This window comes from Vibrio sp. YT-17 (genome assembly GCF_033337375.1).
GTDB classification, from domain to species: Bacteria; Pseudomonadota; Gammaproteobacteria; order Enterobacterales; family Vibrionaceae; genus Vibrio; species Vibrio alginolyticus.
The window spans coordinates 284,918-308,314 of record NZ_JAWOQP010000001.1; the positions used below are offsets into that span (position 1 = coordinate 284,918).

Genomic DNA, 23,397 nt, shown 5'->3' on the forward strand with positions numbered 1-23,397 from the left:
CTCCAAATTACTTCTATTAGTTAGAAACGGTTTCGCCGTTAGACTTGAAGAAACGAACTTTTTTGCCGTCTTCAAAACGGAAACCGATACGGTCAGCTTTACCAGTAGCTGCGTTAAAGATAGCCACGTTAGAAACGTCGATAGCTGCTTCTTGCTCTACGATACCGCCTTGGATACCCATAGCTGGAACAGGTTTCTGATGTTTCTTAACTAGGTTGATACCTTCAACGATAACTTTACCAGTTGCTAGAACCTTAGTTACTTTACCTTTCTTGCCTTTGTCTTTACCAGCAAGAACGATTACTTCGTCATTACGACGGATTTTAGCTGCCATTTCTACGTGCTCCTTACAGAACTTCTGGAGCCAGTGAAACGATCTTCATGAACTTATCGCCACGAAGTTCGCGTGTCACAGGACCAAAGATACGTGTACCGATTGGTTGCTCAGTATTGTCGTTTAGCAATACGCAAGCATTTCGGTCGAAGCGAATGACAGAACCGTCAGGACGACGTACGCCTTTACGGGTGCGCACTACCACCGCCTTCAGAACATCACCTTTTTTAACTTTACCGCGAGGGATTGCTTCCTTCACAGTAACTTTGATGACGTCACCGATATGTGCATAACGGCGGTGAGAGCCACCCAGAACCTTAATACACATTACGCTGCGTGCGCCTGAGTTATCAGCTGCGTCCAGCATACTTTGCATTTGGATCATGTTAGTGCTCCGCTAAATATTAATAACTAGACCCATCACGGGTCGGGCTGCCTCTTTAAAAGGGACGCGAATTGTACCACCCTTTTTTGTGATTGGGTAGTCAAAAAATAAACGGCTCCAAAAATATTTTGGAGCCGCTTTAGTTTCATAGAATTAACGAGATTAAATCTTCGCCTTTTCTAGAACTTTTACCAAAGTCCAAGACTTAGTCTTAGACAGTGGACGACACTCTGCGATTTCAACTGTGTCGCCTAGGCCACACTCGTTGTTCTCGTCATGTGCGTGTACTTTAGTCGTACGTTTTACGTATTTACCGTAGATTGGGTGTTTTACGAAACGTTCGATAGCAACAGTGATAGACTTGTCCATCTTGTCGCTAACAACACGACCTTGTTGAGTACGTTTTACTTCGCTCATTATGCGCCTGCCTTCTCAGTCAAAACAGTTTTCACACGTGCGATATCACGGCGTACAGCTTTCAGAGTATGAGTTTGCTGTAGTTGACCAGTCGCAGCTTGCATGCGCAAGTTGAACTGTTCACGTAGCAAATTCATTAGCTCAGCGTTAAGCTCTTCAACGCTTTTCTCGCGTAGATCTTGTGCTTTCATCACATCACCTGCTTAGTTACAAATGTAGTTTTGAAAGGCAGTTTACGTGCCGCAAGACGGAACGCTTCACGTGCCAATTCTTCAGGTACACCACCCATTTCGTACATAACCTTACCAGGTTGGATTTGGGCTACCCAGTACTCAACGTTACCTTTACCCTTACCTTGACGAACTTCAAGTGGTTTTTCTGTGATTGGTTTGTCTGGGAACACACGGATCCAGATTTTACCTTGACGCTTAACGTGACGTGTCATTGCACGACGTGCCGCTTCGATTTGACGAGCAGTTAGACGACCACGGCCAACAGCTTTAAGACCGAATTCGCCGAAGCTTACATCAGTACCTTTAGCTAGACCACGGTTACGACCAGTCTGAACCTTACGGAACTTAGTACGTTTAGGTTGTAGCATCTGTCGACTCCTTACTTACGGCCTTTACGCTGCTTCTTAGGCTTGTCGCCTTTAGGCTCTACAGCGTTAGCTGCTGGCATACCACCTAGGATTTCACCTTTGAAGATCCAAGTTTTAATGCCGATCACACCGTATTGAGTGTGAGCCGAAGAAGTTGCGTAATCAATGTCAGCACGTAGAGTGTGTAGAGGCACACGGCCTTCACGGTACCACTCTGAACGTGCGATTTCAGCGCCGCCTAGACGACCGCTTACTTCCACTTTGATACCTTTAGCGCCTAGGCGCATTGCGTTTTGTACTGCGCGCTTCATAGCACGACGGAACATAACACGACGCTCTAGCTGAGACGCGATGCTGTCACCAACAAGTTGCGCATCTAGTTCAGGCTTACGTACTTCAGCGATGTTAATTTGCGCTGGTACACCTGCAATTTTAGCTACAGCTGCGCGTAGCTTCTCAACGTCTTCACCTTTCTTACCGATAACAACGCCTGGACGAGCAGTGTGAATAGTCACACGGATGCTCTTAGCAGGACGCTCGATAACGATACGTGATAGAGACGCTTTTTTCAGTTCACTTGTAAGGAACTGACGTACCTTGAAGTCGCCGTCTAGGTTGTCAGCGAAATCTTTGGTGTTAGCAAACCATGTAGCATTCCAAGGCTTAACGATGCCTAGACGAATACCATTTGGATGTACTTTTTGACCCATTGCTTACTCTCCTAGTCTCTAGCGATCTGCTACAACAACAGTGATGTGGCTTGAACGCTTCAAGATACGATCCGCACGACCTTTAGCACGAGGCATAATACGCTTCATGGTTGGGCCTTCATCTACAAAGATTTTTGCGACATTCAGATCGTCAATATCTGCACCTTCGTTGTGCTCCGCGTTAGCGATAGCAGACTCTAGAACTTTCTTAACTAGTGCAGCAGCTTTTTTGTTGCTGAACGTTAGGATTTCTAGAGCTTGGTCAACAGATTTACCACGGATTAGATCCGCAACTAAGCGAGCTTTCTGAGGCGAAATGCGAGCAAAGTTATGTTTAGCAATTGCTTCCATTATCTACTCCTTAGCGCTTCTTAGCTTTCTTATCCGCAGCGTGACCGCGGTAAGTGCGTGTTGGTGCGAATTCACCCAGTTTGTGACCGATCATTTCATCAGTTACAAATACTGGTACGTGCTGACGACCATTATGGACAGCGATGGTCAAACCGATCATCGTAGGGATGATCATTGAACGACGGGACCAAGTCTTAATAGGCTTTTTGTCTCCGCTTTCCACCGCTTTCTCTACCTTCTTCAGCAAGTGTAGGTCAATAAAAGGACCTTTCTTGAGAGAACGTGGCATGGCGATTCCTCTTTATATAGATTACTTGTTACGACGACGTACGATGTACTTGTCAGTGCGTTTGTTCTTACGAGTCTTGAAGCCTTTAGTAGGCATACCCCAAGGAGATACTGGGTGACGACCACCAGAAGTACGGCCTTCACCACCACCATGTGGGTGGTCAATCGGGTTCATTACAACACCACGAACCGTTGGACGGATACCGCGATGACGTGATGCACCTGCTTTACCAAGTTCACGTAGCATGTGCTCAGAGTTACCAACTTCACCGATTGTTGCACGGCCTTCAGAAAGAACTTTGCGCATCTCGCCAGAACGTAGACGGATAGTTACGTACGCACCGTCGCGAGCAACGATTTGAGCGTAAGCACCAGCCGAACGAGCTAGCTGACCACCTTTACCAGGCTTAAGTTCAACGTTATGTACTGTTGAACCTACTGGGATATTACGCATTGGTAGAGTGTTACCAGCTTTGATTGGTGCATCAACACCAGACTGAATAACATCACCAGCTACAACACCTTTAGGTGCTAGGATGTAGCGACGCTCACCGTCTTTGTAAAGAACTAGAGCAATGTTTGCGCTACGGTTTGGATCGTATTCAAGACGCTCAACTGTCGCTGGAATACCATCTTTAGTACGTTTGAAGTCAACTACACGGTAGTGATGCTTGTGACCACCGCCGATGTGACGTACTGTGATACGACCCTTGTTGTTACGACCACCGTTCTTAGAGTTTTTCTCTAGAAGAGGTGCGTATGGCTTGCCCTTGTGTAGGTCAGCGTTAACAACTTTAACAACGTGACGACGACCAGGGGAAGTCGGCTTACATTTAACAATAGCCATTTTTAACTACTCCTGTTATTCCGCGCCGCCAACGAAGTCAAGATCTTGACCTTCTTTCAAAGTAACGTACGCTTTCTTAACGTCGCTGCGGCGACCTTGGCGTAGACCTTGACGTTTGGTCTTACCCTTAGTGATAAGAGTATTTACAGACTTAACTTCAACTTCAAATAGCTTTTCTACAGCTGCTTTGATCTCTTTTTTAGTCGCATCTTTAGCTACTTTGAAAACGATAGTGTTCGCTTTCTCAGCTGCCATAGTTGCTTTTTCAGAGATGTGCGGTGCACGTAGAACTTTTAGGATACGCTCTTCAGTGATCATGCTAGCATTTCCTCTACTTGCTTAACTGCTTCTGCAGTCATTACAACTTTGTCAAACGCGATTAGAGATACTGGATCGATACCAGCAACATCACGTGCGTCAACTTTGTATAGGTTACGAGCAGCTAGGAATAGATTCTCATCTACTTCGCTAGTCACGATTAGAGCGTCAGTTAGCTCAAGCTCTTTAAGCTTAGCAACTAGCTCTTTAGTCTTTGGTGCTTCAACTGAGAAGTTATCAACAACGATTAGACGCTCTTGACGAACAAGCTCAGAAAGAATGCTCTTCATAGCACCACGGTACATTTTTTTGTTTACTTTTTGGCTGTGATCTTGTGGTTTCGCAGCAAAAGTAACACCACCTGTACGCCAGATTGGGCTACGGATTGTACCAGCACGCGCACGGCCAGTACCTTTTTGACGCCATGGCTTAGCGCCACCGCCAGAAACTTCTGAACGTGTTTTTTGAGCACGAGTACCTTGACGAGCACCTGCTGCGTACGCAACAACTACTTGGTGTACAAGAGCTTCGTTAAACTCACGTCCGAAAGTAGTTTCGGAAACAGTTAGTGCATCGGCACCTTTAACCATTAGTTCCATTACTTACTCCTGAGACGTTATGCTTTAACAGCTGGTTTAACGATCACGTTGCCGCCAGTTGCGCCTGGGACTGCACCTTTAATAAGAAGCAGGTTGCGCTCAGCGTCAACACGTACGATCTCTAGGTTTTGAGTCGTTACACGCTCAGCACCCATGTGACCTGCCATTTTCTTGCCTTTAAATACGCGACCTGGAGTCTGACATTGACCGATAGAACCAGGAGCACGGTGAGACAATGAGTTACCGTGAGTCATATCTTGAGTACGGAAGTTCCAACGCTTAACAGCGCCTTGGAAACCTTTACCCTTAGATGTACCAGTAACGTCTACTTTCTTAGTTTCGTTGAATAGTTCAACAGTTAGTTCTGAACCAACTTCGAACTCTTCGCCGTTTTCTAAACGGAATTCCCAAAGACCGCGACCAGCTTCAACGCCAGCTTTAGCAAAGTGACCTGCTTCAGCTTTGTTTACACGGTTAGCTTTCTTAGAACCAGCTGTAACCTGGATTGCTGCGTAGCCGTCAGTTTCAAGAGTTTTCACTTGAGAAACACGGTTAGCTTCAACCTCAACAACTGTTACTGGGATAGAAACGCCTTCTTCAGTAAATACGCGGGTCATGCCCACTTTACGACCGATTAGACCAATCATACTTCTAATCTCCCTTAACCTAGGCTAATTTGAACGTCAACGCCCGCAGCAAGGTCTAGACGCATTAGAGCATCAACAGTCTTGTCTGTTGGCTCAACGATGTCGATTAGACGCTTGTGAGTACGGATTTCGTACTGGTCACGTGCTTTCTTGTTAACGTGTGGAGAGATAAGAACTGTGAAACGCTCTTTACGAGTTGGCAGTGGGATTGGACCACGAACCTGTGCGCCAGTGCGCTTAGCTGTTTCAACGATTTCCGCTGTAGAAGCATCGATTAGTTTGTAATCGAAAGCTTTTAGGCGGATACGGATACGTTGGTTCTGCATGAGACAGAGCTCCAAATTTAATAAATTACACAAACAATATCGCCACTCAAACTCGTCAAGACGAGAGAATGCCGATTGATTTATGTGAAACCGTAGCATCCAAGATTAGGACGCATTGTCAGTTAATTTTCGATTAACTATCCCTATATGCCAAAGTCACCTTTGAGGATAGTTTTTCCGAAGAAAAGATAGCTAATTGTATTAACCGCGAACATAAGCTGAGTATACATTACCTCGCAAATCCTTAGATTTGCTCGCTCCTCACTGCTCATTGGTTCACAACTGGCTTAACCAGTGCGCTGCATTATACAGATCACACTTTAGGTTGCAAGCGCTGAGTGAAAAATAATCGGGAATATTCCAAACCCCATACATTCCTCTTCGCTTGGTAGCCATTAAAACAAAAAGGACGCCGAAGCGTCCTTTTCTAAACTGTAATCGTAATAGCGGCTGCTATTATTTCTTACCGCTTGATAGTGCACCGAAACGCTTGTTGAAGCGATCAACACGGCCGCCTGTATCAACGATACGTTGCTTACCAGTGTAGAATGGGTGACACTTGTCACATACGTCTAGGTGGATAGACTCTTTACCTAGAGTAGAGTTGAACTCAAAAGAGTTGCCGCAAGAACAAGTCGCTTTTACTGCTTTGTATTCTGGGTGGATACCAGCTTTCATGGGATAACCTCAATAGTAGGCCGTGTCGCTATACGAATCTAAGCCGCACACCACACGCAATTAATAATAAAATGGGATACCGCATCAACTAATTGCCGAAGCCATATCTCAAGGCGCGATATAGTAAAGAATCACATTGATCGGATCAACACATTTGGCAACTTTTTCGCCACTTTTTTAGCCAGACTAATCATAGAGGCACGATTCATGCTGAATCGCATTGCTTTACTCGAATTTCCATACCGATTTTAATAGACTCTCATTTCCTTTCCCTCTTTTTTAATAGCTAAAAATTTATGCGTCCAACCATTGCTAGAGTGGCATTACCCGTTCCGCTCGACAAACAATTTGATTACGCCATTCCGGGGCACCTGTTTCCGATCATTGGTGGACGCGTTTCCGTACCTTTTGGACGCCAAACCTTAGTTGGCATCGTCACCGCGATGGTTAATCACTCGGACTTTCCCAAAGATCAACTCAAGCCAATCAAAGCAGTTCTTGATTCTCAGCCGATATGGTCTGAAAAGCTTTATTCGTTGCTGACTTGGTGCAGCCAGTTCTACCAATACCCACTTGGAGATACGCTACACAATGCGATGCCAGCAGCTCTACGTAAAGGAAAGCCTGCAGATTTTGCGACGCTACAAGAGTGGCAAATTACCGAATCCGGTAAAGACAAGCTGATGCAAGGGCTTGATCGTCGAGCGGTCAAACAACAGAAGGTCTTGCAAATGTTGGTTAACGGCGCTTTGCCTCACCAGGAATTTGTCGACCAAGAGATAGCCTCAACAGTACTAAAGTCTTTAGAAGAGAAAGGCTGGATTGAACGTATCGAGAAGAAGCCTGTAATCACCCAGTGGGGACAGCACGTTGAATGCGACGTCGAAAAGCCAAAGCTCAACCACGAACAAGCGCTGGCTATTGCGAGTGTAAATAGCCAAACAGGTTTTGCCTCCTATTTGTTAGAAGGCGTCACGGGCTCAGGTAAGACAGAAGTGTACCTCAACCTGATCAAGCCGGTCTTAGAGAAAGGTAAACAAGCCTTGGTTTTAGTACCAGAGATTGGCTTAACACCACAAACCATCAACCGCTTTAAACGCCGTTTTAATGTGCCAGTTGACGTCATCCACTCTGGGTTAAACGAGACGGAGCGTCTGAATGCGTGGCTTTCTGCACGCGACAAAGCGGCCGGAATCATTATCGGCACACGCTCTGCCCTACTCGCGCCTTTTGCTGATCTCGGGATTATCATTGTGGACGAGGAACATGACACCTCTTACAAACAGCAAGATAGCTTGCGTTATCATGCACGCGATGTTGCTGTCATGCGCGCCCATAAAGAGCAAGTACCGATTATCCTCGGCTCAGCGACACCAGCATTAGAAACCTTGCATAATGCGCTGTCTGGTAAATATCACCATTTAACACTAACCCAACGAGCTGGCTCTGCCGTACCAACCACCAATAAAGTGTTAGATGTAAAAGGTCAGTATTTAGAAAGTGGTTTATCTGCCCAACTGATTGTCGAAATGCGCAAGCATTTAAAAGCTGGCAATCAAGTAATGTTGTTTCTTAACCGTCGAGGCTTTTCGCCCGCTTTGATGTGCCATGAATGCGGTTGGATTGCAGAATGTAAACGCTGTGATGCGTACTATACGTTCCACCATTACAGCAACGAAATACGCTGCCATCACTGCGGCTCACAACAACCGGTGATTCATCAATGTCAGGGGTGTGGTTCAACTCAATTGGTTACCGTCGGCGTAGGAACGGAACAACTCGAACAACAATTGGCTCAGTTATTTCCAGAATACAAAGCCATTCGCATCGACAGAGACAGCACACGTCGCAAAGGTAGTTTGAAAGATGCCCTTGAATCGATTCGTAAAGGTGAACATCAAATTCTGATTGGCACCCAAATGCTGGCTAAGGGGCACCATTTTCCAAATGTAACGCTCGTTGCTCTTTTGGATGTTGATGGCTCTCTTTATAGTAGTGACTTCCGCGCTTCCGAGCGACTAGCGCAGTTGTTTATTCAAGTCGCAGGTCGTGCCGGCCGCGCAAGTAAACCTGGCGAGGTTATCCTACAAACCCACCATCCTGAGCACAGCTTGCTGCAGGCCCTGCTTCAAAAAGACTATCGCCACTTTGCTATGACAGCTCTGGAAGAACGCAAACTGGCTCAGCTTCCGCCTTATAGTTTCTTGACTCTGTTTAAAGCAGAGGCGAACCAAAGTGAGATAGTTGAAGACTTCCTGCGTCAGGTTCGCTTTACGTTAGAGTCACACCCTCTGTTCGATGATTCCTGCATGGTGTTAGGCCCTACTCCTTCACCTTTGGCCAAGCGGGCTGGTAAATACCGTTGGCAACTATTACTGCAAACTCAGCATCGTTCATTGATGCAAAAGTTATTAACCAGTGCCAAACCTGCTATTGAGTTGTTGCCAAACGCTAAGAAAGTACGCTGGAATTTAGACATAGAACCACAAGATCTCAGCTAGCAAACGTTTAACTATGTAATGAATTACCATTTAATGTGACCAGAATCACACCAAGATTACAATTTTTGTTAAACAGACCGTAACTTTCACTTTAGAAATGAATAGACTATCCAAATTAGAAAAGTCTAAAGTGACTTGTTTGCACAGGCTTAGATTAAAACAATGACTATTCCCACAAATTGATATCGCGGTGAAGAATCCATTTTCCCACTCGTTAACACGAACTGAGCGAAGAGCAAATACAGCTCTAACTCGGTTTGATTACTCTGATTTCAAACCGGAATAACGTCATCTTGGCAAAAAATAAATGAGAGGTTAAAAACTATGGCGACAATGAAGGATGTTGCCCAGCTTGCGGGAGTGTCTACGGCTACGGTATCTCGAGCCTTAATGAATCCAGAGAAAGTCTCTTCTTCTACAAGAAAGAGAGTAGAAGATGCCGTACTTGAAGCGGGTTATTCTCCAAACTCATTAGCGCGTAACTTACGTAGAAACGAATCAAAAACCATTGTTACTATCGTTCCCGACATCTGTGATCCTTATTTTTCTGAAATTATTCGCGGTATTGAAGATGCAGCCATGGAACATGGCTATCTAGTCCTGCTGGGCGATAGCGGACAACAGAAGAAACGCGAAAGCTCTTTCGTTAACCTCGTATTTACTAAGCAGGCAGATGGAATGCTACTGCTTGGTACAGATCTACCATTCGATGTCAGTAAGCCAGAGCAAAAGAACTTACCTCCGATGGTAATGGCGTGTGAATTTGCGCCAGAGCTCGAGCTTCCGACAGTACATATTGATAACCTGACCTCAGCATTTGAAGCGGTGAATTACCTGACTCAATTAGGTCATAAACGCATTGCTCAAATCTCTGGACCAGATACAGCAATATTGTGTCAGTTCCGCCAGCAAGGCTACCAACAAGCCCTGCGCCGTGCCGGCATCAATAAAGATCCACAATATAGTGTCATTACTGAGTTCTCTTTTGATGGCGGAGCAAAAGCCGTTCGTAAACTGCTCGAATTGCCAGAACCACCAACGGCTATTTTCTGTCACTGTGACACAATGGCCATCGGCGCAATTCAAGAAGCGAAAAAGCTTGGCTTACGAGTACCGCAAGATCTCTCTGTTGTGGGCTTTGATGACATTAACTTCGCTCAGTACTGCGATCCACCGTTGACCACCATCTCTCAACCTCGCTATGAGATTGGTCGACAAGCGATGCTAATGATGCTCGAGATGTTAAAAGGCCACGACGTGCATTCAGGCTCGCGTCTGCTTGAAACTAATCTCGTCATTCGTGGAAGTGCAGCGCCACCACAGCGCCCTTAACCTAAATATTAGATATTCATCCCCAAAGCGGTGCTAAGGCGCCGCTTTTTTATTTACCCCTCCTGCTTTTTGTATATCCCTGAATAAATGTAAGCGAGAACGGAAATACACTCCTACGCTCGGGCGTTGTCGCGCTTTAGCTATCAAGATTCTATCAATAGGGTGTTTTCTCAACTCGTTCTGGATTAACATATTTGCAAGAATCCTTGATGACCAGAAATAACCGTGGCAAATAGAGATTATGTAAGACGGGGGCGAGGCGCCCCAAAAAAGTCGACAAAAAAACAGCCGCCGAGAAGAAAAAAACCTTGGCGCAGTGGCCTGCTCGCTATCTTGCTCGTGGGCGGTTTTGGCTATGGTCTTTACCTTTTGAGTAGCGACCCAGAACCTAAACAACCAGTCGTGAAGCAGCCAACAACCACTGTAAGCAAACCAAAGCCGAAAAAAGACTTGCCGCCACCACCAGAAGAAAAATGGGAATATGTTGAGTCACTACCGAAACGTGAAGTTGAAGTTGTGGCCAAAGAAATTGAAGTTTCTAAAATTCCTTACATCATGCAGTGTGGCGCGTACAAAACCCAGGCACAAGCCGAAGAGCGTAAGCTTGCAATCGCGTTCCAAGGGATGTCGAGCAAGATTCGTAAGAAAGAAGGCAGTTCATGGTATCGCGTAGTGCTAGGTCCGTATAAGTTCAAACGTGATGCAGAACGTGACCGTCATAAACTGCAACGCGCGAAAATCGAGCCGTGTGCTATTTGGAAAGAAAATCTTTAAACTCAGGCCCTAGGAGCTAAGATCCTAGGGCCTTTCTTTTTGCCCCTTGAATCCCCATTTCTCCTCCCCCATATACTGAATTAAATCCAAAGAGAAATAATCAAGAGGTCGACTGTGACTACCATTGTATCTGTACGTCGAAATAATAAAGTCGTCATCGCGGGTGATGGCCAAGTATCTCTAGGCAATACCGTAATGAAAGGTAATGCGCGCAAAGTTCGCCGCCTATACAACAACCAAGTACTAGCGGGCTTTGCCGGCGGTACTGCGGATGCCTTCACCCTTTTTGAGCGCTTCGAAAGCAAACTGCAAATGCACCAAGGTCACCTAACCAAAGCGGCAGTTGAGCTAGCCAAAGACTGGCGTAGCGATCGTGCTTTGCGCAAGCTCGAAGCCTTACTTGCCGTTGCCGACGAAACCGCATCGTTAATCATTACCGGTAATGGTGATGTCGTACAGCCAGAACACGACCTGATTGCGATTGGCTCTGGTGGTGCTTACGCACAAGCTGCCGCAACCGCCCTACTAGAAAACACAGATCTAGATGCTCGTGAGATCGCGGAAAAAGCTCTCAATATCGCGGGTGATATTTGTGTCTTCACTAACCATCACCACACGGTAGAAGAGCTAGACTCAACAGTAGAGCCTGAAAAACCAACCGCGTAATCGTAACGAAGTAAGGAAAGAATATGTCTGAAATGACGCCTCGCGAAATCGTTCATGAATTGAACCGCCACATTATCGGTCAAGAAAAAGCCAAGCGTTCGGTTGCGATTGCACTTCGTAACCGCTGGCGCCGCATGCAGCTTGAAGAAAGCTTGCGTGCCGAAGTGACGCCAAAAAACATCTTGATGATTGGTCCTACTGGTGTTGGTAAGACTGAAATCGCACGACGCCTCGCAAAACTGGCAAATGCCCCTTTCATCAAAGTTGAAGCGACAAAATTCACCGAAGTGGGTTACGTTGGTAAAGAAGTTGAAACCATCATCCGTGACCTAACAGATGTCGCTGTGAAAATGACGCATCAACAAGCGATGGAAAAAGTGAAATTCCGCGCAGAAGAACAAGCGGAAGAACGCATTCTTGATGCGCTACTGCCACCAGCACGTGATAGTTGGGGTCAATCAGAGCAAACGGAAGAGTCTTCTCACACTCGCCAGATCTTCCGTAAGAAACTGCGTGAAGGCCAACTAGACGATAAAGAAATTGAAATCGACGTAGCCGCACCGCAGATGGGCGTAGAGATCATGGCGCCTCCTGGTATGGAAGAGATGACTAACCAGCTGCAAGGCATGTTCCAAAACCTGGCAGGCGACACTAAGAAAAAACGTAAGCTGAAAATCAAAGACGCAATGAAAGCGTTAGCGGAAGAAGAAGCGGCGAAACTGGTAAACCAAGAAGAGCTAAAAGAAGCAGCGATTTTCAACGTTGAAAACAACGGCATCGTATTTATCGATGAGATCGACAAGATCTGTAAACGCGGCGAGAGCTCAGGCCCAGACGTTTCACGCGAAGGTGTTCAGCGCGACCTACTTCCATTGATTGAAGGCAGCACGGTATCAACCAAGCACGGCATGGTAAAAACAGACCACATTCTGTTTGTTGCATCTGGTGCATTCCAAGTGGCAAAACCATCTGACTTGATCCCAGAATTGCAAGGTCGTCTACCAATTCGTGTTGAGCTAGAAGCACTAAGCAGCAACGACTTCAAACGCATTCTGACAGAACCAAAAGCCTCTCTAACAGAGCAGTACGTTGCGTTGATGAAAACGGAAGATGTAGACATCGAATTCACAGAAGACGGCATCACGCAAATCGCGGAAGCGGCATGGACGGTCAACGAAAGCACAGAAAACATCGGTGCTCGTCGCTTACACACCGTAATGGAACGCTTAATGGATGAAATCTCTTACGACGCAGCGGAGCAATCTGGCGCTAAATTCGTTATTGATTCCGCTTATGTGAAAGCACGCTTAGGCGACACGATTGAAGATGAAGATCTAAGCCGCTTTATTCTTTAATCGCAATCTATTTTACCAAAGCCCAGAACCTTGTTTCTGGGCTTTTTGTATAGAATGACGGCCACTGTGACAACACCTAAATCAAAAGTTCTCGTCATTCTAGCGAGCTCAAACGAGACTAAGAATCTGGTAACAACAGACGCCTATTCTTCCTCGCTCACCTTAATCACCGCACAATCGGATGATCGATTCTGAATCACATTCGTTCCTCGCTGTTCAGAATGACGGTGACTTAGACAACACCCAAATCAAGGTTCTCGTCATTCTAAGAGCTCAAGCGAGACTAAGAATCTGCTAACAGCAAACGCCTTTCTTTCCCCACTCGCCTTCACCACCGCACAATCGGATGATCGATTCTGAATCACCTCGTTCCTGGCTGTTCAGAATGACGGTGACTTAGACAACACCTAAATTAAAAAGATCTCGTCATTCTAGCGAACTCAAGCGAGACTAAGAATCTGCTAACAGCACACGCCTATTCTTTCCCACTCGCCTTCACCACCGCACAATCGGACGATAGATTCTGAATCACACTCGTTCCTCGCTGTTCAGAATGACGGTGACTTAGACAACATCTAAATCAAAAAGATCTCGTCATTCTAGCGAGCTCAAGCGAGACTAAGAATCTGCTAACAGCAGACGCCTATTCTTTCCAACTCACCTTAACCACTTCACAACCGGGCGATAGATTCTGAATCACACTCGTTCCTCGCTGTTCAGAATGACGGTCACTTAGACGACATCTAAATCAAAAGGTCTCGTCATTCTAGCGAGCTCAAGCGAGACTAAGACTCAGCTAACAGCAAGCTCCTATTCTTTCCCACTCACCTTCACCACTGCACAACCTGACGATAGATTCTGAATCGCCCTTTGACTTCTAGTTGAGTTGTTTTAGGTCAATAGCGTATCTGCCTCTTTGTGCTTATACTGGGCACATTGGTTACTAGCACGAAATTTCCATGAAACAATCTCTACAGATCTGGCTTGAAGCCGCTCGTCCAAAAACATTACCTCTGGCATTGGTCTCTATCTTAACAGGTAGCGTGCTCGCCTACTCGGCGGGTCATTTCTCACTGACGATTGCCATCATGGCTTTCGTAACCGCGACATTGCTGCAAATTCTGTCCAACCTGGCAAACGACTATGGCGATGCCGTTCAAGGTACAGATAACGACAAACGCCTCGGCCCATTACGAGCGATGCAGTCTGGCGCGGTAAGTGCCAAACAGATGAAACAGGCGATTATCTTTAACATCGTTCTGACCGCCATTTCAGGCTTGGTGTTAGTTTTCTATTCACTAAGTTCACTGGAAAGCATTGTCACTTTTATCGGGCTGGGAATTTTGGCCATTCTCGCCGCCATTGCTTATACCATGGGTAGCAAACCATACGGTTACGTGGGGCTTGGCGATATATCAGTGTTCTTGTTTTTTGGTTTACTCGGCGTATCCGGTACCTACTTCTTGCATACCGGTCACGTAGACACCACGCTATTCTTACCTGCTTTAGGCTGCGGTTTACTCGCCGTTGCAGTCCTCAACATCAACAATATGCGTGATATAGAGAACGACCGAGAGTGTGGTAAACGTACGGTGGCGGTACGCTTAGGTCAACGTAAAGCCAAACAGTACCACTTTATTTTACTTGGCGGAGCTATCCTTGCCTTTGCGGCTTACTTGTTAATTCAAGACAAACCCGTTTGGATTAGCTTGCCATTCTTACTTAGTATTTATTTCGTGGCCGATCATGGTAAAGCGGTTTGGCATACACAAAAGCCCGCTCAGATAGCACCAATGATGCCAGTCATTGTGAAATGTTCTCTAGTCACCAACGTTTTGTTTGCAACAATTGTGGTAGCTCAAACTCTAGTAAGTTAAAAAAGGATTGTCATTGCATTGACTTAATGCCTAGATATACTCAAAGACAACCAATTTCTGTTTAGAAAGGCACGCTATGGAATACAATACCTCAGCACTCTGTGATATCTACCTCGATCAGGTAGATGTGGTTGAACCAATGTTCAGTAACTTTGGAGGTCGCGCTTCATTTGCCGGGCAAATCACCACCATCAAGTGTTTTGAAGATAATTCGTTGATCCGCGAGACATTAGAGCAAGATGGACTTGGTCGCGTTTTGTTAATTGACGGTGGCGGTTCCCTACGTAAAGCCCTTATCGATGCAGAAATCGCAACCATTGCGGAAGAAAACGAGTGGGAAGGCATTGTCGTTTACGGTTGTGTCCGTGAAGTAGATGAACTTGAAGACATGAACCTCGGCATTCAAGCTTTGGCATCGATTCCTGTTGGCGCGACCAGCCAGGGTATTGGCGAATTGGATGTACCAGTCAACTTTGGCGGCGTCAGCTTCTTACCTGAAGATTATATTTATGCCGATAGCACCGGAATTATCCTGTCGCCTGAACCATTGAATATTGATTTAGAGTTGGATGAAGAAGCATAGCGAGTCTTAGACGCCTAAGTTATAGGGCCTTCTCCTAGCTCTTAGCGCCTAGCCTTGTCTCAACATTATCTACTTCCCTAAAACACAAACACCCGCTTAACGCGGGTGTTTTTAATTTGGAATGAAGAAGCCGAATTATTCCACTTCGTCCATTTTGCCAAGTAGTGCACGAATGCGCTCTTGCCATTGTGCGTGCTCTTGCTGTGCTTGTTGTGCTTTTTGCTCTAGCTCTTCACGTTGAGAGCGAAGCTCGTTCGCTTCTTCCGCAAGTTTAGCTTTATCTTCTTTCAGCTCTTCGACTTCCATCTGAAGAAGAGTGATTGTGTCAACTGCAGTTTGAATTTTAGATTCTAGTTGTTCTAGTACTTCAAAAGACATCTTGGCCTACCTATGTTATTCCGTTGGGACGATGTGCGAGATTGATGCACACCTAACCTATATAAGGTTCATTCTACTCAGCGTCGCGATGAGAAACACTCACTATATTCGATATTTTGCATCATTCGGTCAAAAAATCAGCGCAATCTCACTAAACGCTGACTTTTCTTGTCGCCGAAGCATTTTTGAGCAAGGATTTTGCGTCTCGCTACGCTGAAAATCGCCCTAAGTATTGATCAAATTCAAGTTAGATAAAGTAAAAGCCTCGCAAAAAGGCAAACGTTTACTCGACCTTGTGATAGAATCGCCGCGCAAATTCTTCTTCCCTCTTGCTTACTTGGAGACATCATGAAACGCGATTTAGCAATGGCATTTTCCCGTGTGACTGAAGGTGCAGCTCTGGCTGGTTACAAATGGCTTGGCCGTGGCGATAAAAACGCAGCCGATGGCGCAGCTGTTGAAGTTATGCGCACGCTACTGAACAAAACAGATATCAGTGGTGAAATTGTCATTGGTGAGGGTGAAATCGATGATGCGCCAATGCTGTACATTGGTGAGCAAGTGGGTATTGGTGGTGATGAAGTAGATATTGCAGTCGACCCGATTGAAGGAACGCGTATGACGGCAATGGGACAATCGAACGCACTAGCCGTACTTGCCGCAGGTGAGAAAGGCAGCTTTCTTAAAGCGCCAGATATGTACATGGAAAAACTGGTTGTTGGCCCTGGTGCAAAAGGCGTAATTGACTTAGAAAAGCCGTTAAAAGAAAACCTAGAGAACGTAGCAAAAGCCCTGAACAAGCCACTTGATACCCTAGTCGTTATTACCCTTGCGAAACCTCGCCACGATGACGTTATTGCAGAAATGCAAGCAATGGGCGTACGTGTTTTTGCGGTGCCTGATGGTGACGTCGCTGCCTCTATTCTAACTTGTATGCCAGACAGTGAAGTGGACATGATGTACTGTATTGGCGGTGCGCCAGAAGGGGTTGTATCAGCAGCGGTAATTCGAGCGCTAGACGGTGACATGCACGGTCGCCTGCTTCCTCGTCACGAAGTAAAAGGCGATACTGAAGAAAACCGCATTTACGGTGCAGATGAACTAAAACGCTGCGATGAAATGGGCGTAAAAGCAAATGTTGTACTCAAAATGGAAGACATGGCTCGTAGCGACAATGTGGTATTTTCAGCTACAGGCATCACTAAAGGTGACTTGCTGGAAGGTATCTCTCGTCAAGACAATATTGCAACCACAGAAACGCTGCTCGTGCGTGGTCGATGCCGTACTATTCGTCGCATTAAGTCGACTCACTACCTAGATCGTAAAGATCCAGAAGTACGCGATATTATTCTTTAAGCATTTCTCGAGGCTCTCGCTCAGTCTGAGCTTGAGCCTTTCTTTCCGCACAGCCGGACAGTAGATTCTGAATCACCTCGTCCCTCGCCGTTCAGAATGACGGAGACTTTAATAAGCTCTAAATCAAAAGAACTCGTCATTCTAGCGAGATCCAGCGAGACTAAGAATCTGGTAACAGCAGACTCCTATTCTTTCCTGGTCACCTTAACCACTACTCAACCAAAAGATAGATTCTGAATCACCTCGTTCCTCGCTGTTCAGAATGACGACATTTATTGACTCATATGAACATAGCGCCTACAAATCCACACTCAAATTAAGTCAACACTTTTCTTTACTAACCCTATCGCGCATAATATGTACTGACGTATAAATGGTGGGTATATGAAGACCGTAGATAGGATATTGCAAATCGTTAAGCGTGATGGCTCCGTCACTGCAAAACAACTCTCTTCTGAGCTAGGGATGACAACTATGGGGGCTCGTCAGCACCTGCAAAGTTTAGAAGATGATGGCATTCTTTCTATCCATGACGTAAAAGTAAAAGTTGGTCGCCCTGCTCGTCATTGGTCTCTCACTCAAAAAGGTCATGAGCAATTTACTGACCGTCACGGTGAGTTGACCATTCAGTTTATAGAAGCTGTCGAACATATCTTTGGCAAAGATGGACTGGAAAAAGTCACATCAGAAAGGGAAAAACTCACATTACAAAGTTATCGTCAGCATCTTGAGCAATGCGACTCTCTGCAAAGCAAACTAGAAATACTCGTCACATTAAGAGAGCAAGAAGGCTATATGGCCGAGCTCGAGAAAGATGAGAATGGATTTATCTTGATCGAAAATCACTGTCCGATTTGTAAAGCCGCAACTCGCTGCCCAAGCTTGTGCCAATCAGAATTAAGTGTCTTTCAGTCTTTACTTGGACGTGACACCAAAGTAGAGCGTACCGAACACATCATTAGTGGCCAAAGACGCTGCGTTTACCGCATCCAACAACTGCAGTAACCACCACAACCAAACATCGACATGCCGCACTTATTCAATCTCAAGCTTGAAAGCTTCTCTTATAAGTGAGACGGCTGAAGAATTCATCCTCTCTCCTCTTTCTAGTGGTATAGGCTTTTAGTAACTAAAGGCAATTTCCATAAGGATTTGGAGAGCATCGATGTCTAATCTACGTCATATCCCATCCCAAACGCTTCCTCCATTCGATGAAATGGTTCGAATGGCAGAGCGAGATCCAGAAGCTTTTGAGCAATTTCGTCATGAGATGGCGAAAGAGATGATCGAAAGCGCATCAGAAGATATGAAAGAAAGATTGTGGGCTCAACAAAGCCACATTGATAGAGTCATCAGCACGTGTAAAAACCCTCATCACACCAATGTGGTATTGATGAACGAGTTGCGAAAACAGGTCGTAAAGTTCAAAGCAGCGCTAGAAGGGGAAGCGGCACCGACACAAAAAGCGGATGTGGTTAGCTTAAACGCGTTTAAAGATAGGGATGATTTTTACTGATACTCAGTAGATAGATTGAGAAAGTTAGGGTTCGTTTCTCTTACCAAGGCTAACTTCCACTCACGCTTCCACTGCTTGAGCTGCTTTTCTCGGTTTATAGCATTAGCCATATCGTCGAATAACTCAAAGTAAACGAACTTATGAACGTTGTATTTCTTAGTAAACCCTTCCACCACTCCATTTTTATGTTGCCATATTCTTTGGGGCAGCTGACTGGTAACACCTATGTAGAGAACGGCGTTGTTATTCGACGTTAGGATATAAACGCAAGGTGTCTTATCGATGATTCATTCTCCTTCATTATTCGCTGTTACTTTTCCATTGTAATTCGCAAGCTCAGTCAGTTTATTTCAAACTCGGAGCGCTCTATGCGTAGATTCTGAATCACACTCGTGCCTCGTTGTTCAGAATGACGATGGCTTTCACAGACTCTAAATCAAAGGAGCTCGTCACTCAATCGAGCTTTAGCGAAACTAAGAATCTGGTAACAGCAAGCTCCTATTCTTTCCCGTTCACCTAAACCACCGCACAGTCGGATGATAGATTCTGAATCACCTCGTTCCTCGCTGTTCAGAATGATGATGACTTTAACAGCCTCCAAACCAAAAAGGATCGTCATTCTAGCGAGCCTTAGCGAGACTAAAAATCTCGTAACAGCAAGCTCCTATTCTTTCCCGTTCACCTAAACCACCGTACAATCGGATGATAGATTCTGAACCACACTCGCACCTCTCTGTTCAGAATAACGATGACTTTATCAGCCTCTAAACCAAAAAGGAGCGTCATTCTAGCGAGCCTTAGCGAGACTAAGAATCTACTTTCAGCACGCACGATACTTGAAGCAATTACTCCGGCTCAGGGCCATATTGGTTTGGTCCTGATGTCCCCTTTAAGAGACCACATTCAATTAGAATCCATAAACCACAAATCAGAGAAATGGAAGCGACGAACATCTGTGGGGTCGACGGCTCTTGCGCGGCTGGGCTGGTCATTGGCGTGGCAATTCGTCCGATAATCAACGGAATATTCAGTGCTAGCCAATAGATCGATTTGTTGCGGTCGTGCCAACGCTTGGTAGTTATCGCCAAATCAGGGAGCAACAGAACCACCAAGAAAATAGGAAGAAGCACATAGGAGAGAGTAGGAAGCAGTTGGCTGATACCGGCACCAAAGCCTAGAATGGACACATAGTAAATGACGTTCCAAATCCAGTAGGTTTTACGGTTTATACGTCCTTGAAAAGAAAACAGTAACTCTTTAGTCGACATCAAATTTTACCCCAAAGTAGAAAGGTTATAGATTAGCCGAGTCGATATAGTTTGGAAAGGACACCGATAGCTTGGGTGCCCACAACGACCTTACAACAAGCAGAGCCGGGCTGAGAATTCGTAACAATAACCCCTCGCTATTCTCGGGCAATCCAGCACCACCTAGTTCACTACCTTTTGGAAGCTATCTATATCCATGTCTCGGATATTGACCGTTAAACTGTGCACGTGACTAGCTTGCTCTTGAAGAGTCGCCATCAAGGCTCGTGACAGTTCTCGCTTTTGTTCTTGGGAGCGACCAGATAACAAATCAAAGTTGATATGGATAAAATCGAGGCTATCTCCCTCCTCTCCTATTAACCAATTGTGGCACCGGAGCGTTCTAGATTTCACTGACGCGAGTTCAAAAAGGCCACTTTCTAACGCCGTTTTATGTAAATCCTCCAGCAACCCCTGAACATTGACGCGTTCTTCCACCGAGTTTGAATACTCTAAAACGAGATTTGGCATTTTGATTCCTTTCTACAACAATTAATTCCAGCGCGTAGTAATACCAATCTCAGCAGCAATTTCCGAGGAATGAACTATCATTCTGTCTACGCGATCACCAATCGGTTGCTTTTGACAAAAATAACAGGATCGATGCTTGGTCGAATCAACAAAGAAAGCCGGACAAGACATGACGCCAATCATGATCTGTTCACATTATTCTGTTATATTCCTACGTAGATTTTTTACATTAATTGACTATTTACATTAAAGATAAGGGAGATATTCCTATGCGTCGTCCTGTAGTGATGGGTAACTGGAAACTAAACGGCAGCAAAGCAATGGTAACTGAGCTGCTAACTGGTCTTAACGCTGAACTTGAAGGCGTTGAAGGTGTTGACGTAGCAGTCGCTCCACCAGCACTTTACATCGACCTAGCAGAGCGCGTAATCGCTGAAGGCGGTAACAAGATCATCCTAGGTGCTCAAAACACTGACCTAAACAACAGCGGTGCGTTCACTGGCGATATGTCTCCAGAAATGCTGAAAGATTTCGGTGCTACTCACATCATCATCGGTCACTCAGAGCGTCGTGAATACCACAACGAATCTGACGAGTTCATCGCTAAGAAATTCAATTTCCTAAAAGAAAACGGTCTAACTCCAGTTTTCTGTATCGGTGAATCTGAAGCGCAAAACGAAGCTGGCGAAACTGAAGCAGTATGTGCACGTCAAATCAACGCAGTTATCGACACTTACGGTGTTGAAGCTCTAAACGGCGCAATCATCGCTTACGAACCAATCTGGGCTATCGGTACTGGTAAAGCAGCAACAGCTGAAGATGCACAACGCATCCACGCTTCTATCCGCGCACTAATCGCAGCGAAAGACGAAGCAGTTGCAGCACAAGTAATCATCCAATACGGTGGTTCTGTTAAGCCAGAAAACGCTGAAGCTTACTTCTCACAACCAGACATCGACGGTGCTCTAGTTGGCGGTGCTTCTCTAGACGCGAAAAGCTTCGCAGCAATCGCTAAAGCAGCGGCTAAAGCAAAAGCGTAATCTCGTTTTTACTGAGAGTAGAAATAACAAAGGGATACATCATGCATCCCTTTTTGTTTGCTTACGATCTAATGAGTTTTGTCACTCCAAGGAGCTCAACGACATCAGGAATCTACTAACCGTATGTGTCAAAGCCAAAGTTAAGTAACGAAAAACGCCTTACATCAAAACAAAGAACCTAATCGCACTTCCGATTATTCCCACTCAATTCCATCCAACTAACGAACTCTATTCACTTACCCTACCCTCAAGATTTAGTATTGACCTATGCTTGTTCAAGGAGGAGCAATCGACATGACAACACCAATATCAGACATCGCCAGTGTGATTCACCATGGTGGGAAACATACCGTCACTGGCTCTTGTCATGAATTGAAACTGCCACACGGCAGCATCTTGATCGATTGCGGACTCTTTCAAGGCCAAGACATCCATTTTGGCAACCGCAAGGCATCACTGGATATTGAATTTCCGGTTAAACACATCAAAGCATTAGTCCTGACTCATTCTCATATCGACCATATTGGACGCCTACCTTGGTTACTGGCTGCTGGATTTAAAGGTCCCATTTACTGCACTAAAGCAACAGCCGAACTGGTACCGCTCATGCTAGAAGATGGATTAAAGCTGCAACTGGGTTTGAACTTCCACCAGCGTCAACAAGTCCTCAATGTTATTAAAAAACAGCTAAGACCCCATGACTACCAACAATGGCTGCCACTTGGCAAACAATGTTACCTACGCTTTCAGCCTGCGGGGCACATTCTTGGTTCCGCTTACGTGGAATTCAAACTTCCCAATCATGAAATCATCGTATTTTCCGGCGATCTAGGTCCGTCCAATACCCCGCTCTTACCCGATCCTATGCCGCCAAAGCGTGCCGACTATTTGTTCATCGAGTCCACATACGGCAACAAAGAGCATGAAGACATTGCCACTCGAACTAAGCGCTTGAACGCCATTATCGATCACGCACTGCAAGACGGTGGTGTAATTCTGATCCCAGCTTTCAGCGTAGGACGTACACAGGAACTGTTATTCGATATTGAACAGCTGATTCACCAACGCGACTTGTCGTCTTCTTTGCCAATTATCCTAGACTCACCACTTGCGAAAAGAGTCACGAAGACCTACCGCCGTTTCAAAAAACTGTGGGGAAAAGAAGCAAAGCAAAAGCTCAACAATCATCGTCATCCCCTCGCTTTTGAACAATGCATTACTGTAGAAAACCATCGAGAACATCAAGCATTAGTGAATCGACTAGCCTCCACCGATGAGCCTGCGATTGTCGTCGCGGCATCCGGTATGTGCGAAGGAGGAAGAATCGTCAATTACTTAAAAGCACTCTTACCATACGAAAGAAATGATGTGTTGTTTGCGGGCTATCAAGCGCAAGGAACCTTAGGTCGAGAAATCCAATCAGGCAGCCACACGGTGGATATCGATAATCAACCAATCGAAGCCAACGCACAGATCCATACCATCTCTGGATATTCTGCACATGCAGACCAAAGCGATTTATTGAAGTTTGTTACTGGTATTCCAGCACAACCAAAAGCCGTGCATTTGATACATGGAGAGAAAGAAGCGAAAAAAGAGTTAGGAGAGAAATTGGAAGCAGAAGGAATTGAGGTGGTTTATTAAACTAATATCATCAGACATTAGAACGATACAACCTAGTTCTTACTTATTGTTAATGAGTTAAAACAGCATAAGAATTTGAATATCAACGTGCTTTAA

The 23,397-nt window shown here is 45.4% G+C and carries 30 protein-coding genes; 12 read left to right on the forward strand and 18 right to left on the reverse strand.

All coding sequences use genetic code 11. The features are described 5' to 3' along the window. Positions 1 to 16 precede the first annotated feature (16 nt). The 14 genes from rplX to rpmE form a co-directional block, all read right to left on the reverse strand. Complete coding sequence (gene rplX / locus R7F67_RS01265) at positions 17 to 334, reverse strand: 50S ribosomal protein L24 (protein ID WP_005379574.1); 318 nt, start codon at positions 332 to 334, stop codon at positions 17 to 19. A 13-nt stretch (positions 335 to 347) separates the two neighbouring features. Continuing rightward, complete coding sequence (gene rplN / locus R7F67_RS01270; protein ID WP_004410450.1) at positions 348 to 719, reverse strand: 50S ribosomal protein L14; 372 nt, start codon at positions 717 to 719, stop codon at positions 348 to 350. Between the two features lie 162 nt (positions 720 to 881). Beyond that, on the reverse strand, positions 882 to 1,136 hold the full coding sequence (gene rpsQ, locus R7F67_RS01275; RefSeq protein ID WP_005379575.1) for a 30S ribosomal protein S17: 255 nt from the start codon (positions 1,134 to 1,136) through the stop codon (positions 882 to 884). Continuing rightward, positions 1,136 to 1,327: a 50S ribosomal protein L29 gene (gene rpmC, locus R7F67_RS01280; RefSeq protein ID WP_005379576.1), complete on the reverse strand. Its 192-nt coding sequence runs from the start codon at positions 1,325 to 1,327 to the stop codon at positions 1,136 to 1,138. The genes rpsQ and rpmC overlap by 1 nt, the downstream gene beginning before the upstream one ends. Next, a complete protein-coding gene (gene rplP, locus R7F67_RS01285; RefSeq protein ID WP_005379577.1) occupies positions 1,327 to 1,737 on the reverse strand; it encodes a 50S ribosomal protein L16 in 411 nt (136 codons plus the stop codon). Before rplP ends, rpmC begins: the two co-directional genes overlap by 1 nt. 11 nt (positions 1,738 to 1,748) lie before the next feature. Continuing rightward, the gene (rpsC, locus tag R7F67_RS01290; protein ID WP_005383161.1) at positions 1,749 to 2,447 is read right to left on the reverse strand and encodes a 30S ribosomal protein S3; all 699 of its coding nucleotides are present in this window, start codon (positions 2,445 to 2,447) and stop codon (positions 1,749 to 1,751) included. 18 nt (positions 2,448 to 2,465) lie between these two features. Then, a complete protein-coding gene (gene rplV, locus R7F67_RS01295) occupies positions 2,466 to 2,798 on the reverse strand; it encodes a 50S ribosomal protein L22 (protein WP_005383164.1) in 333 nt (110 codons plus the stop codon). A gap of 10 nt (positions 2,799 to 2,808) precedes the next feature. Then, entirely contained in the window at positions 2,809 to 3,087 is a 279-nt protein-coding gene (gene rpsS, locus R7F67_RS01300) for a 30S ribosomal protein S19 (protein WP_004394525.1), read from the reverse strand. Positions 3,088 to 3,108: 21 nt separating this feature from the next. Continuing rightward, a complete protein-coding gene (gene rplB, locus R7F67_RS01305) occupies positions 3,109 to 3,933 on the reverse strand; it encodes a 50S ribosomal protein L2 (protein ID WP_005383168.1) in 825 nt (274 codons plus the stop codon). Positions 3,934 to 3,948: 15 nt separating this feature from the next. After that, positions 3,949 to 4,251: a 50S ribosomal protein L23 gene (rplW, locus tag R7F67_RS01310; RefSeq protein ID WP_004398471.1), complete on the reverse strand. Its 303-nt coding sequence runs from the start codon at positions 4,249 to 4,251 to the stop codon at positions 3,949 to 3,951. Then, entirely contained in the window at positions 4,248 to 4,850 is a 603-nt protein-coding gene (gene rplD / locus R7F67_RS01315) for a 50S ribosomal protein L4 (RefSeq protein WP_005379556.1), read from the reverse strand. Before rplD ends, rplW begins: the two co-directional genes overlap by 4 nt. A gap of 17 nt (positions 4,851 to 4,867) precedes the next feature. After that, positions 4,868 to 5,497, reverse strand: coding sequence for a 50S ribosomal protein L3 (rplC, locus tag R7F67_RS01320; protein WP_005379555.1), 630 nt, complete (start codon positions 5,495 to 5,497; stop codon positions 4,868 to 4,870). A 14-nt stretch (positions 5,498 to 5,511) separates the two neighbouring features. Next, positions 5,512 to 5,823, reverse strand: a complete 312-nt coding sequence (gene rpsJ, locus R7F67_RS01325) for a 30S ribosomal protein S10 (RefSeq protein WP_004410492.1) — start codon at positions 5,821 to 5,823, stop codon at positions 5,512 to 5,514. Positions 5,824 to 6,279: 456 nt separating this feature from the next. Next, positions 6,280 to 6,501 (reverse strand): 50S ribosomal protein L31, encoded by a 222-nt coding sequence (rpmE, locus tag R7F67_RS01330; protein WP_005379546.1) that lies wholly within the window; start codon positions 6,499 to 6,501, stop codon positions 6,280 to 6,282. Positions 6,502 to 6,797: 296 nt separating this feature from the next. On the opposite strand from rpmE, the gene priA reads away from it, so the two are divergent. The 7 genes from priA (at position 6,798) to rraA (ending at position 15,589) form a co-directional block, all read left to right on the forward strand. Beyond that, positions 6,798 to 9,002, forward strand: a complete 2,205-nt coding sequence (gene priA / locus R7F67_RS01335; protein WP_054576627.1) for a primosomal protein N' — start codon at positions 6,798 to 6,800, stop codon at positions 9,000 to 9,002. 303 nt (positions 9,003 to 9,305) lie between these two features. Then, positions 9,306 to 10,334, forward strand: a complete 1,029-nt coding sequence (cytR, locus tag R7F67_RS01340; protein WP_254901949.1) for a DNA-binding transcriptional regulator CytR — start codon at positions 9,306 to 9,308, stop codon at positions 10,332 to 10,334. A gap of 225 nt (positions 10,335 to 10,559) precedes the next feature. Continuing rightward, complete coding sequence (gene ftsN, locus R7F67_RS01345; RefSeq protein ID WP_017820300.1) at positions 10,560 to 11,108, forward strand: cell division protein FtsN; 549 nt, start codon at positions 10,560 to 10,562, stop codon at positions 11,106 to 11,108. 114 nt (positions 11,109 to 11,222) lie between these two features. Continuing rightward, positions 11,223 to 11,774 carry an ATP-dependent protease subunit HslV gene (hslV, locus tag R7F67_RS01350; RefSeq protein WP_005383176.1) on the forward strand — a complete coding sequence of 184 codons (552 nt, stop codon included), beginning with the start codon at positions 11,223 to 11,225 and terminating at the stop codon, positions 11,772 to 11,774. A 23-nt stretch (positions 11,775 to 11,797) separates the two neighbouring features. Continuing rightward, positions 11,798 to 13,129: an HslU--HslV peptidase ATPase subunit gene (gene hslU, locus R7F67_RS01355; RefSeq protein ID WP_053303349.1), complete on the forward strand. Its 1,332-nt coding sequence runs from the start codon at positions 11,798 to 11,800 to the stop codon at positions 13,127 to 13,129. Between the two features lie 959 nt (positions 13,130 to 14,088). Continuing rightward, positions 14,089 to 15,006 (forward strand): 1,4-dihydroxy-2-naphthoate polyprenyltransferase, encoded by a 918-nt coding sequence (locus tag R7F67_RS01360; RefSeq protein ID WP_005383178.1) that lies wholly within the window; start codon positions 14,089 to 14,091, stop codon positions 15,004 to 15,006. Positions 15,007 to 15,082: 76 nt separating this feature from the next. Then, complete coding sequence (rraA, locus tag R7F67_RS01365) at positions 15,083 to 15,589, forward strand: ribonuclease E activity regulator RraA (RefSeq protein WP_005379537.1); 507 nt, start codon at positions 15,083 to 15,085, stop codon at positions 15,587 to 15,589. A gap of 135 nt (positions 15,590 to 15,724) precedes the next feature. On the opposite strand, the gene zapB is transcribed toward rraA, so the two are convergent. Continuing rightward, the gene (gene zapB / locus R7F67_RS01370; RefSeq protein ID WP_005379536.1) at positions 15,725 to 15,967 is read right to left on the reverse strand and encodes a cell division protein ZapB; all 243 of its coding nucleotides are present in this window, start codon (positions 15,965 to 15,967) and stop codon (positions 15,725 to 15,727) included. A 348-nt stretch (positions 15,968 to 16,315) separates the two neighbouring features. Here zapB and glpX point away from each other — a divergent pair, with 348 nt between their 5' ends. The 3 genes from glpX to R7F67_RS01385 all read left to right on the forward strand — a co-directional run bounded on the left by glpX (position 16,316) and on the right by R7F67_RS01385 (position 18,839). After that, the gene (gene glpX / locus R7F67_RS01375) at positions 16,316 to 17,323 is read left to right on the forward strand and encodes a class II fructose-bisphosphatase (protein WP_318056780.1); all 1,008 of its coding nucleotides are present in this window, start codon (positions 16,316 to 16,318) and stop codon (positions 17,321 to 17,323) included. A gap of 384 nt (positions 17,324 to 17,707) precedes the next feature. Continuing rightward, a complete protein-coding gene (locus R7F67_RS01380; RefSeq protein ID WP_054576875.1) occupies positions 17,708 to 18,328 on the forward strand; it encodes a helix-turn-helix transcriptional regulator in 621 nt (206 codons plus the stop codon). Positions 18,329 to 18,488: 160 nt separating this feature from the next. Further along, positions 18,489 to 18,839 (forward strand): DUF3135 domain-containing protein, encoded by a 351-nt coding sequence (locus R7F67_RS01385; RefSeq protein WP_054576874.1) that lies wholly within the window; start codon positions 18,489 to 18,491, stop codon positions 18,837 to 18,839. Here the strand turns inward: R7F67_RS01385 and R7F67_RS01390 are convergent. The 3 genes from R7F67_RS01390 to R7F67_RS01400 form a co-directional block, all read right to left on the reverse strand. Continuing rightward, positions 18,833 to 19,126, reverse strand: a complete 294-nt coding sequence (locus R7F67_RS01390; RefSeq protein WP_054576873.1) for a GIY-YIG nuclease family protein — start codon at positions 19,124 to 19,126, stop codon at positions 18,833 to 18,835. The genes R7F67_RS01385 and R7F67_RS01390 overlap by 7 nt on opposite strands. A 558-nt stretch (positions 19,127 to 19,684) precedes the next feature. Then, on the reverse strand, positions 19,685 to 20,107 hold the full coding sequence (locus tag R7F67_RS01395) for a DUF805 domain-containing protein (RefSeq protein ID WP_053303353.1): 423 nt from the start codon (positions 20,105 to 20,107) through the stop codon (positions 19,685 to 19,687). Positions 20,108 to 20,269: 162 nt separating this feature from the next. Then, positions 20,270 to 20,617, reverse strand: a complete 348-nt coding sequence (locus R7F67_RS01400) for a 5-carboxymethyl-2-hydroxymuconate Delta-isomerase (RefSeq protein WP_017820736.1) — start codon at positions 20,615 to 20,617, stop codon at positions 20,270 to 20,272. Between the two features lie 269 nt (positions 20,618 to 20,886). Between R7F67_RS01400 and tpiA the strand changes: the two genes are divergently transcribed. Both tpiA and R7F67_RS01410 read left to right on the forward strand, forming a co-directional pair. Next, positions 20,887 to 21,657, forward strand: coding sequence for a triose-phosphate isomerase (tpiA, locus tag R7F67_RS01405; protein WP_005384863.1), 771 nt, complete (start codon positions 20,887 to 20,889; stop codon positions 21,655 to 21,657). Between the two features lie 294 nt (positions 21,658 to 21,951). Continuing rightward, positions 21,952 to 23,301 (forward strand): MBL fold metallo-hydrolase, encoded by a 1,350-nt coding sequence (locus tag R7F67_RS01410; protein ID WP_318056793.1) that lies wholly within the window; start codon positions 21,952 to 21,954, stop codon positions 23,299 to 23,301. Positions 23,302 to 23,397 lie beyond the last annotated feature (96 nt).

Bases quoted from the DNA above. Each gene is read 5' to 3' on its own strand.
- rpmE (WP_005379546.1), bottom strand. From the start codon at position 6,501: ATGAAAGCTGGTATCCACCCAGAATACAAAGCAGTAAAAGCGACTTGT.
- rplD (WP_005379556.1), bottom strand. From the start codon at position 4,850: ATGGAACTAATGGTTAAAGGTGCCGATGCACTAACTGTTTCCGAAACT.
- glpX (WP_318056780.1), top strand. From the start codon at position 16,316: ATGAAACGCGATTTAGCAATGGCATTTTCCCGTGTGACTGAAGGTGCA.
- priA (WP_054576627.1), top strand. From the start codon at position 6,798: ATGCGTCCAACCATTGCTAGAGTGGCATTACCCGTTCCGCTCGACAAA.
- rplC (WP_005379555.1), bottom strand. From the start codon at position 5,497: ATGATTGGTCTAATCGGTCGTAAAGTGGGCATGACCCGCGTATTTACT.
- R7F67_RS01360 (WP_005383178.1), top strand. From the start codon at position 14,089: ATGAAACAATCTCTACAGATCTGGCTTGAAGCCGCTCGTCCAAAAACA.
- rpsC (WP_005383161.1), bottom strand. From the start codon at position 2,447: ATGGGTCAAAAAGTACATCCAAATGGTATTCGTCTAGGCATCGTTAAG.
- rpsJ (WP_004410492.1), bottom strand. From the start codon at position 5,823: ATGCAGAACCAACGTATCCGTATCCGCCTAAAAGCTTTCGATTACAAA.
- rpmC (WP_005379576.1), bottom strand. From the start codon at position 1,327: ATGAAAGCACAAGATCTACGCGAGAAAAGCGTTGAAGAGCTTAACGCT.
- rplN (WP_004410450.1), bottom strand. From the start codon at position 719: ATGATCCAAATGCAAAGTATGCTGGACGCAGCTGATAACTCAGGCGCA.
- tpiA (WP_005384863.1), top strand. From the start codon at position 20,887: ATGCGTCGTCCTGTAGTGATGGGTAACTGGAAACTAAACGGCAGCAAA.
- zapB (WP_005379536.1), bottom strand. From the start codon at position 15,967: ATGTCTTTTGAAGTACTAGAACAACTAGAATCTAAAATTCAAACTGCA.
- R7F67_RS01380 (WP_054576875.1), top strand. From the start codon at position 17,708: ATGAAGACCGTAGATAGGATATTGCAAATCGTTAAGCGTGATGGCTCC.
- rplB (WP_005383168.1), bottom strand. From the start codon at position 3,933: ATGGCTATTGTTAAATGTAAGCCGACTTCCCCTGGTCGTCGTCACGTT.
- rpsS (WP_004394525.1), bottom strand. From the start codon at position 3,087: ATGCCACGTTCTCTCAAGAAAGGTCCTTTTATTGACCTACACTTGCTG.
- rplW (WP_004398471.1), bottom strand. From the start codon at position 4,251: ATGATCACTGAAGAGCGTATCCTAAAAGTTCTACGTGCACCGCACATC.
- rpsQ (WP_005379575.1), bottom strand. From the start codon at position 1,136: ATGAGCGAAGTAAAACGTACTCAACAAGGTCGTGTTGTTAGCGACAAG.
- R7F67_RS01400 (WP_017820736.1), bottom strand. From the start codon at position 20,617: ATGCCAAATCTCGTTTTAGAGTATTCAAACTCGGTGGAAGAACGCGTC.
- R7F67_RS01410 (WP_318056793.1), top strand. From the start codon at position 21,952: ATGACAACACCAATATCAGACATCGCCAGTGTGATTCACCATGGTGGG.
- rplX (WP_005379574.1), bottom strand. From the start codon at position 334: ATGGCAGCTAAAATCCGTCGTAATGACGAAGTAATCGTTCTTGCTGGT.
- rplV (WP_005383164.1), bottom strand. From the start codon at position 2,798: ATGGAAGCAATTGCTAAACATAACTTTGCTCGCATTTCGCCTCAGAAA.
- R7F67_RS01385 (WP_054576874.1), top strand. From the start codon at position 18,489: ATGTCTAATCTACGTCATATCCCATCCCAAACGCTTCCTCCATTCGAT.
- hslU (WP_053303349.1), top strand. From the start codon at position 11,798: ATGTCTGAAATGACGCCTCGCGAAATCGTTCATGAATTGAACCGCCAC.
- R7F67_RS01395 (WP_053303353.1), bottom strand. From the start codon at position 20,107: ATGTCGACTAAAGAGTTACTGTTTTCTTTTCAAGGACGTATAAACCGT.
- rraA (WP_005379537.1), top strand. From the start codon at position 15,083: ATGGAATACAATACCTCAGCACTCTGTGATATCTACCTCGATCAGGTA.
- rplP (WP_005379577.1), bottom strand. From the start codon at position 1,737: ATGCTACAACCTAAACGTACTAAGTTCCGTAAGGTTCAGACTGGTCGT.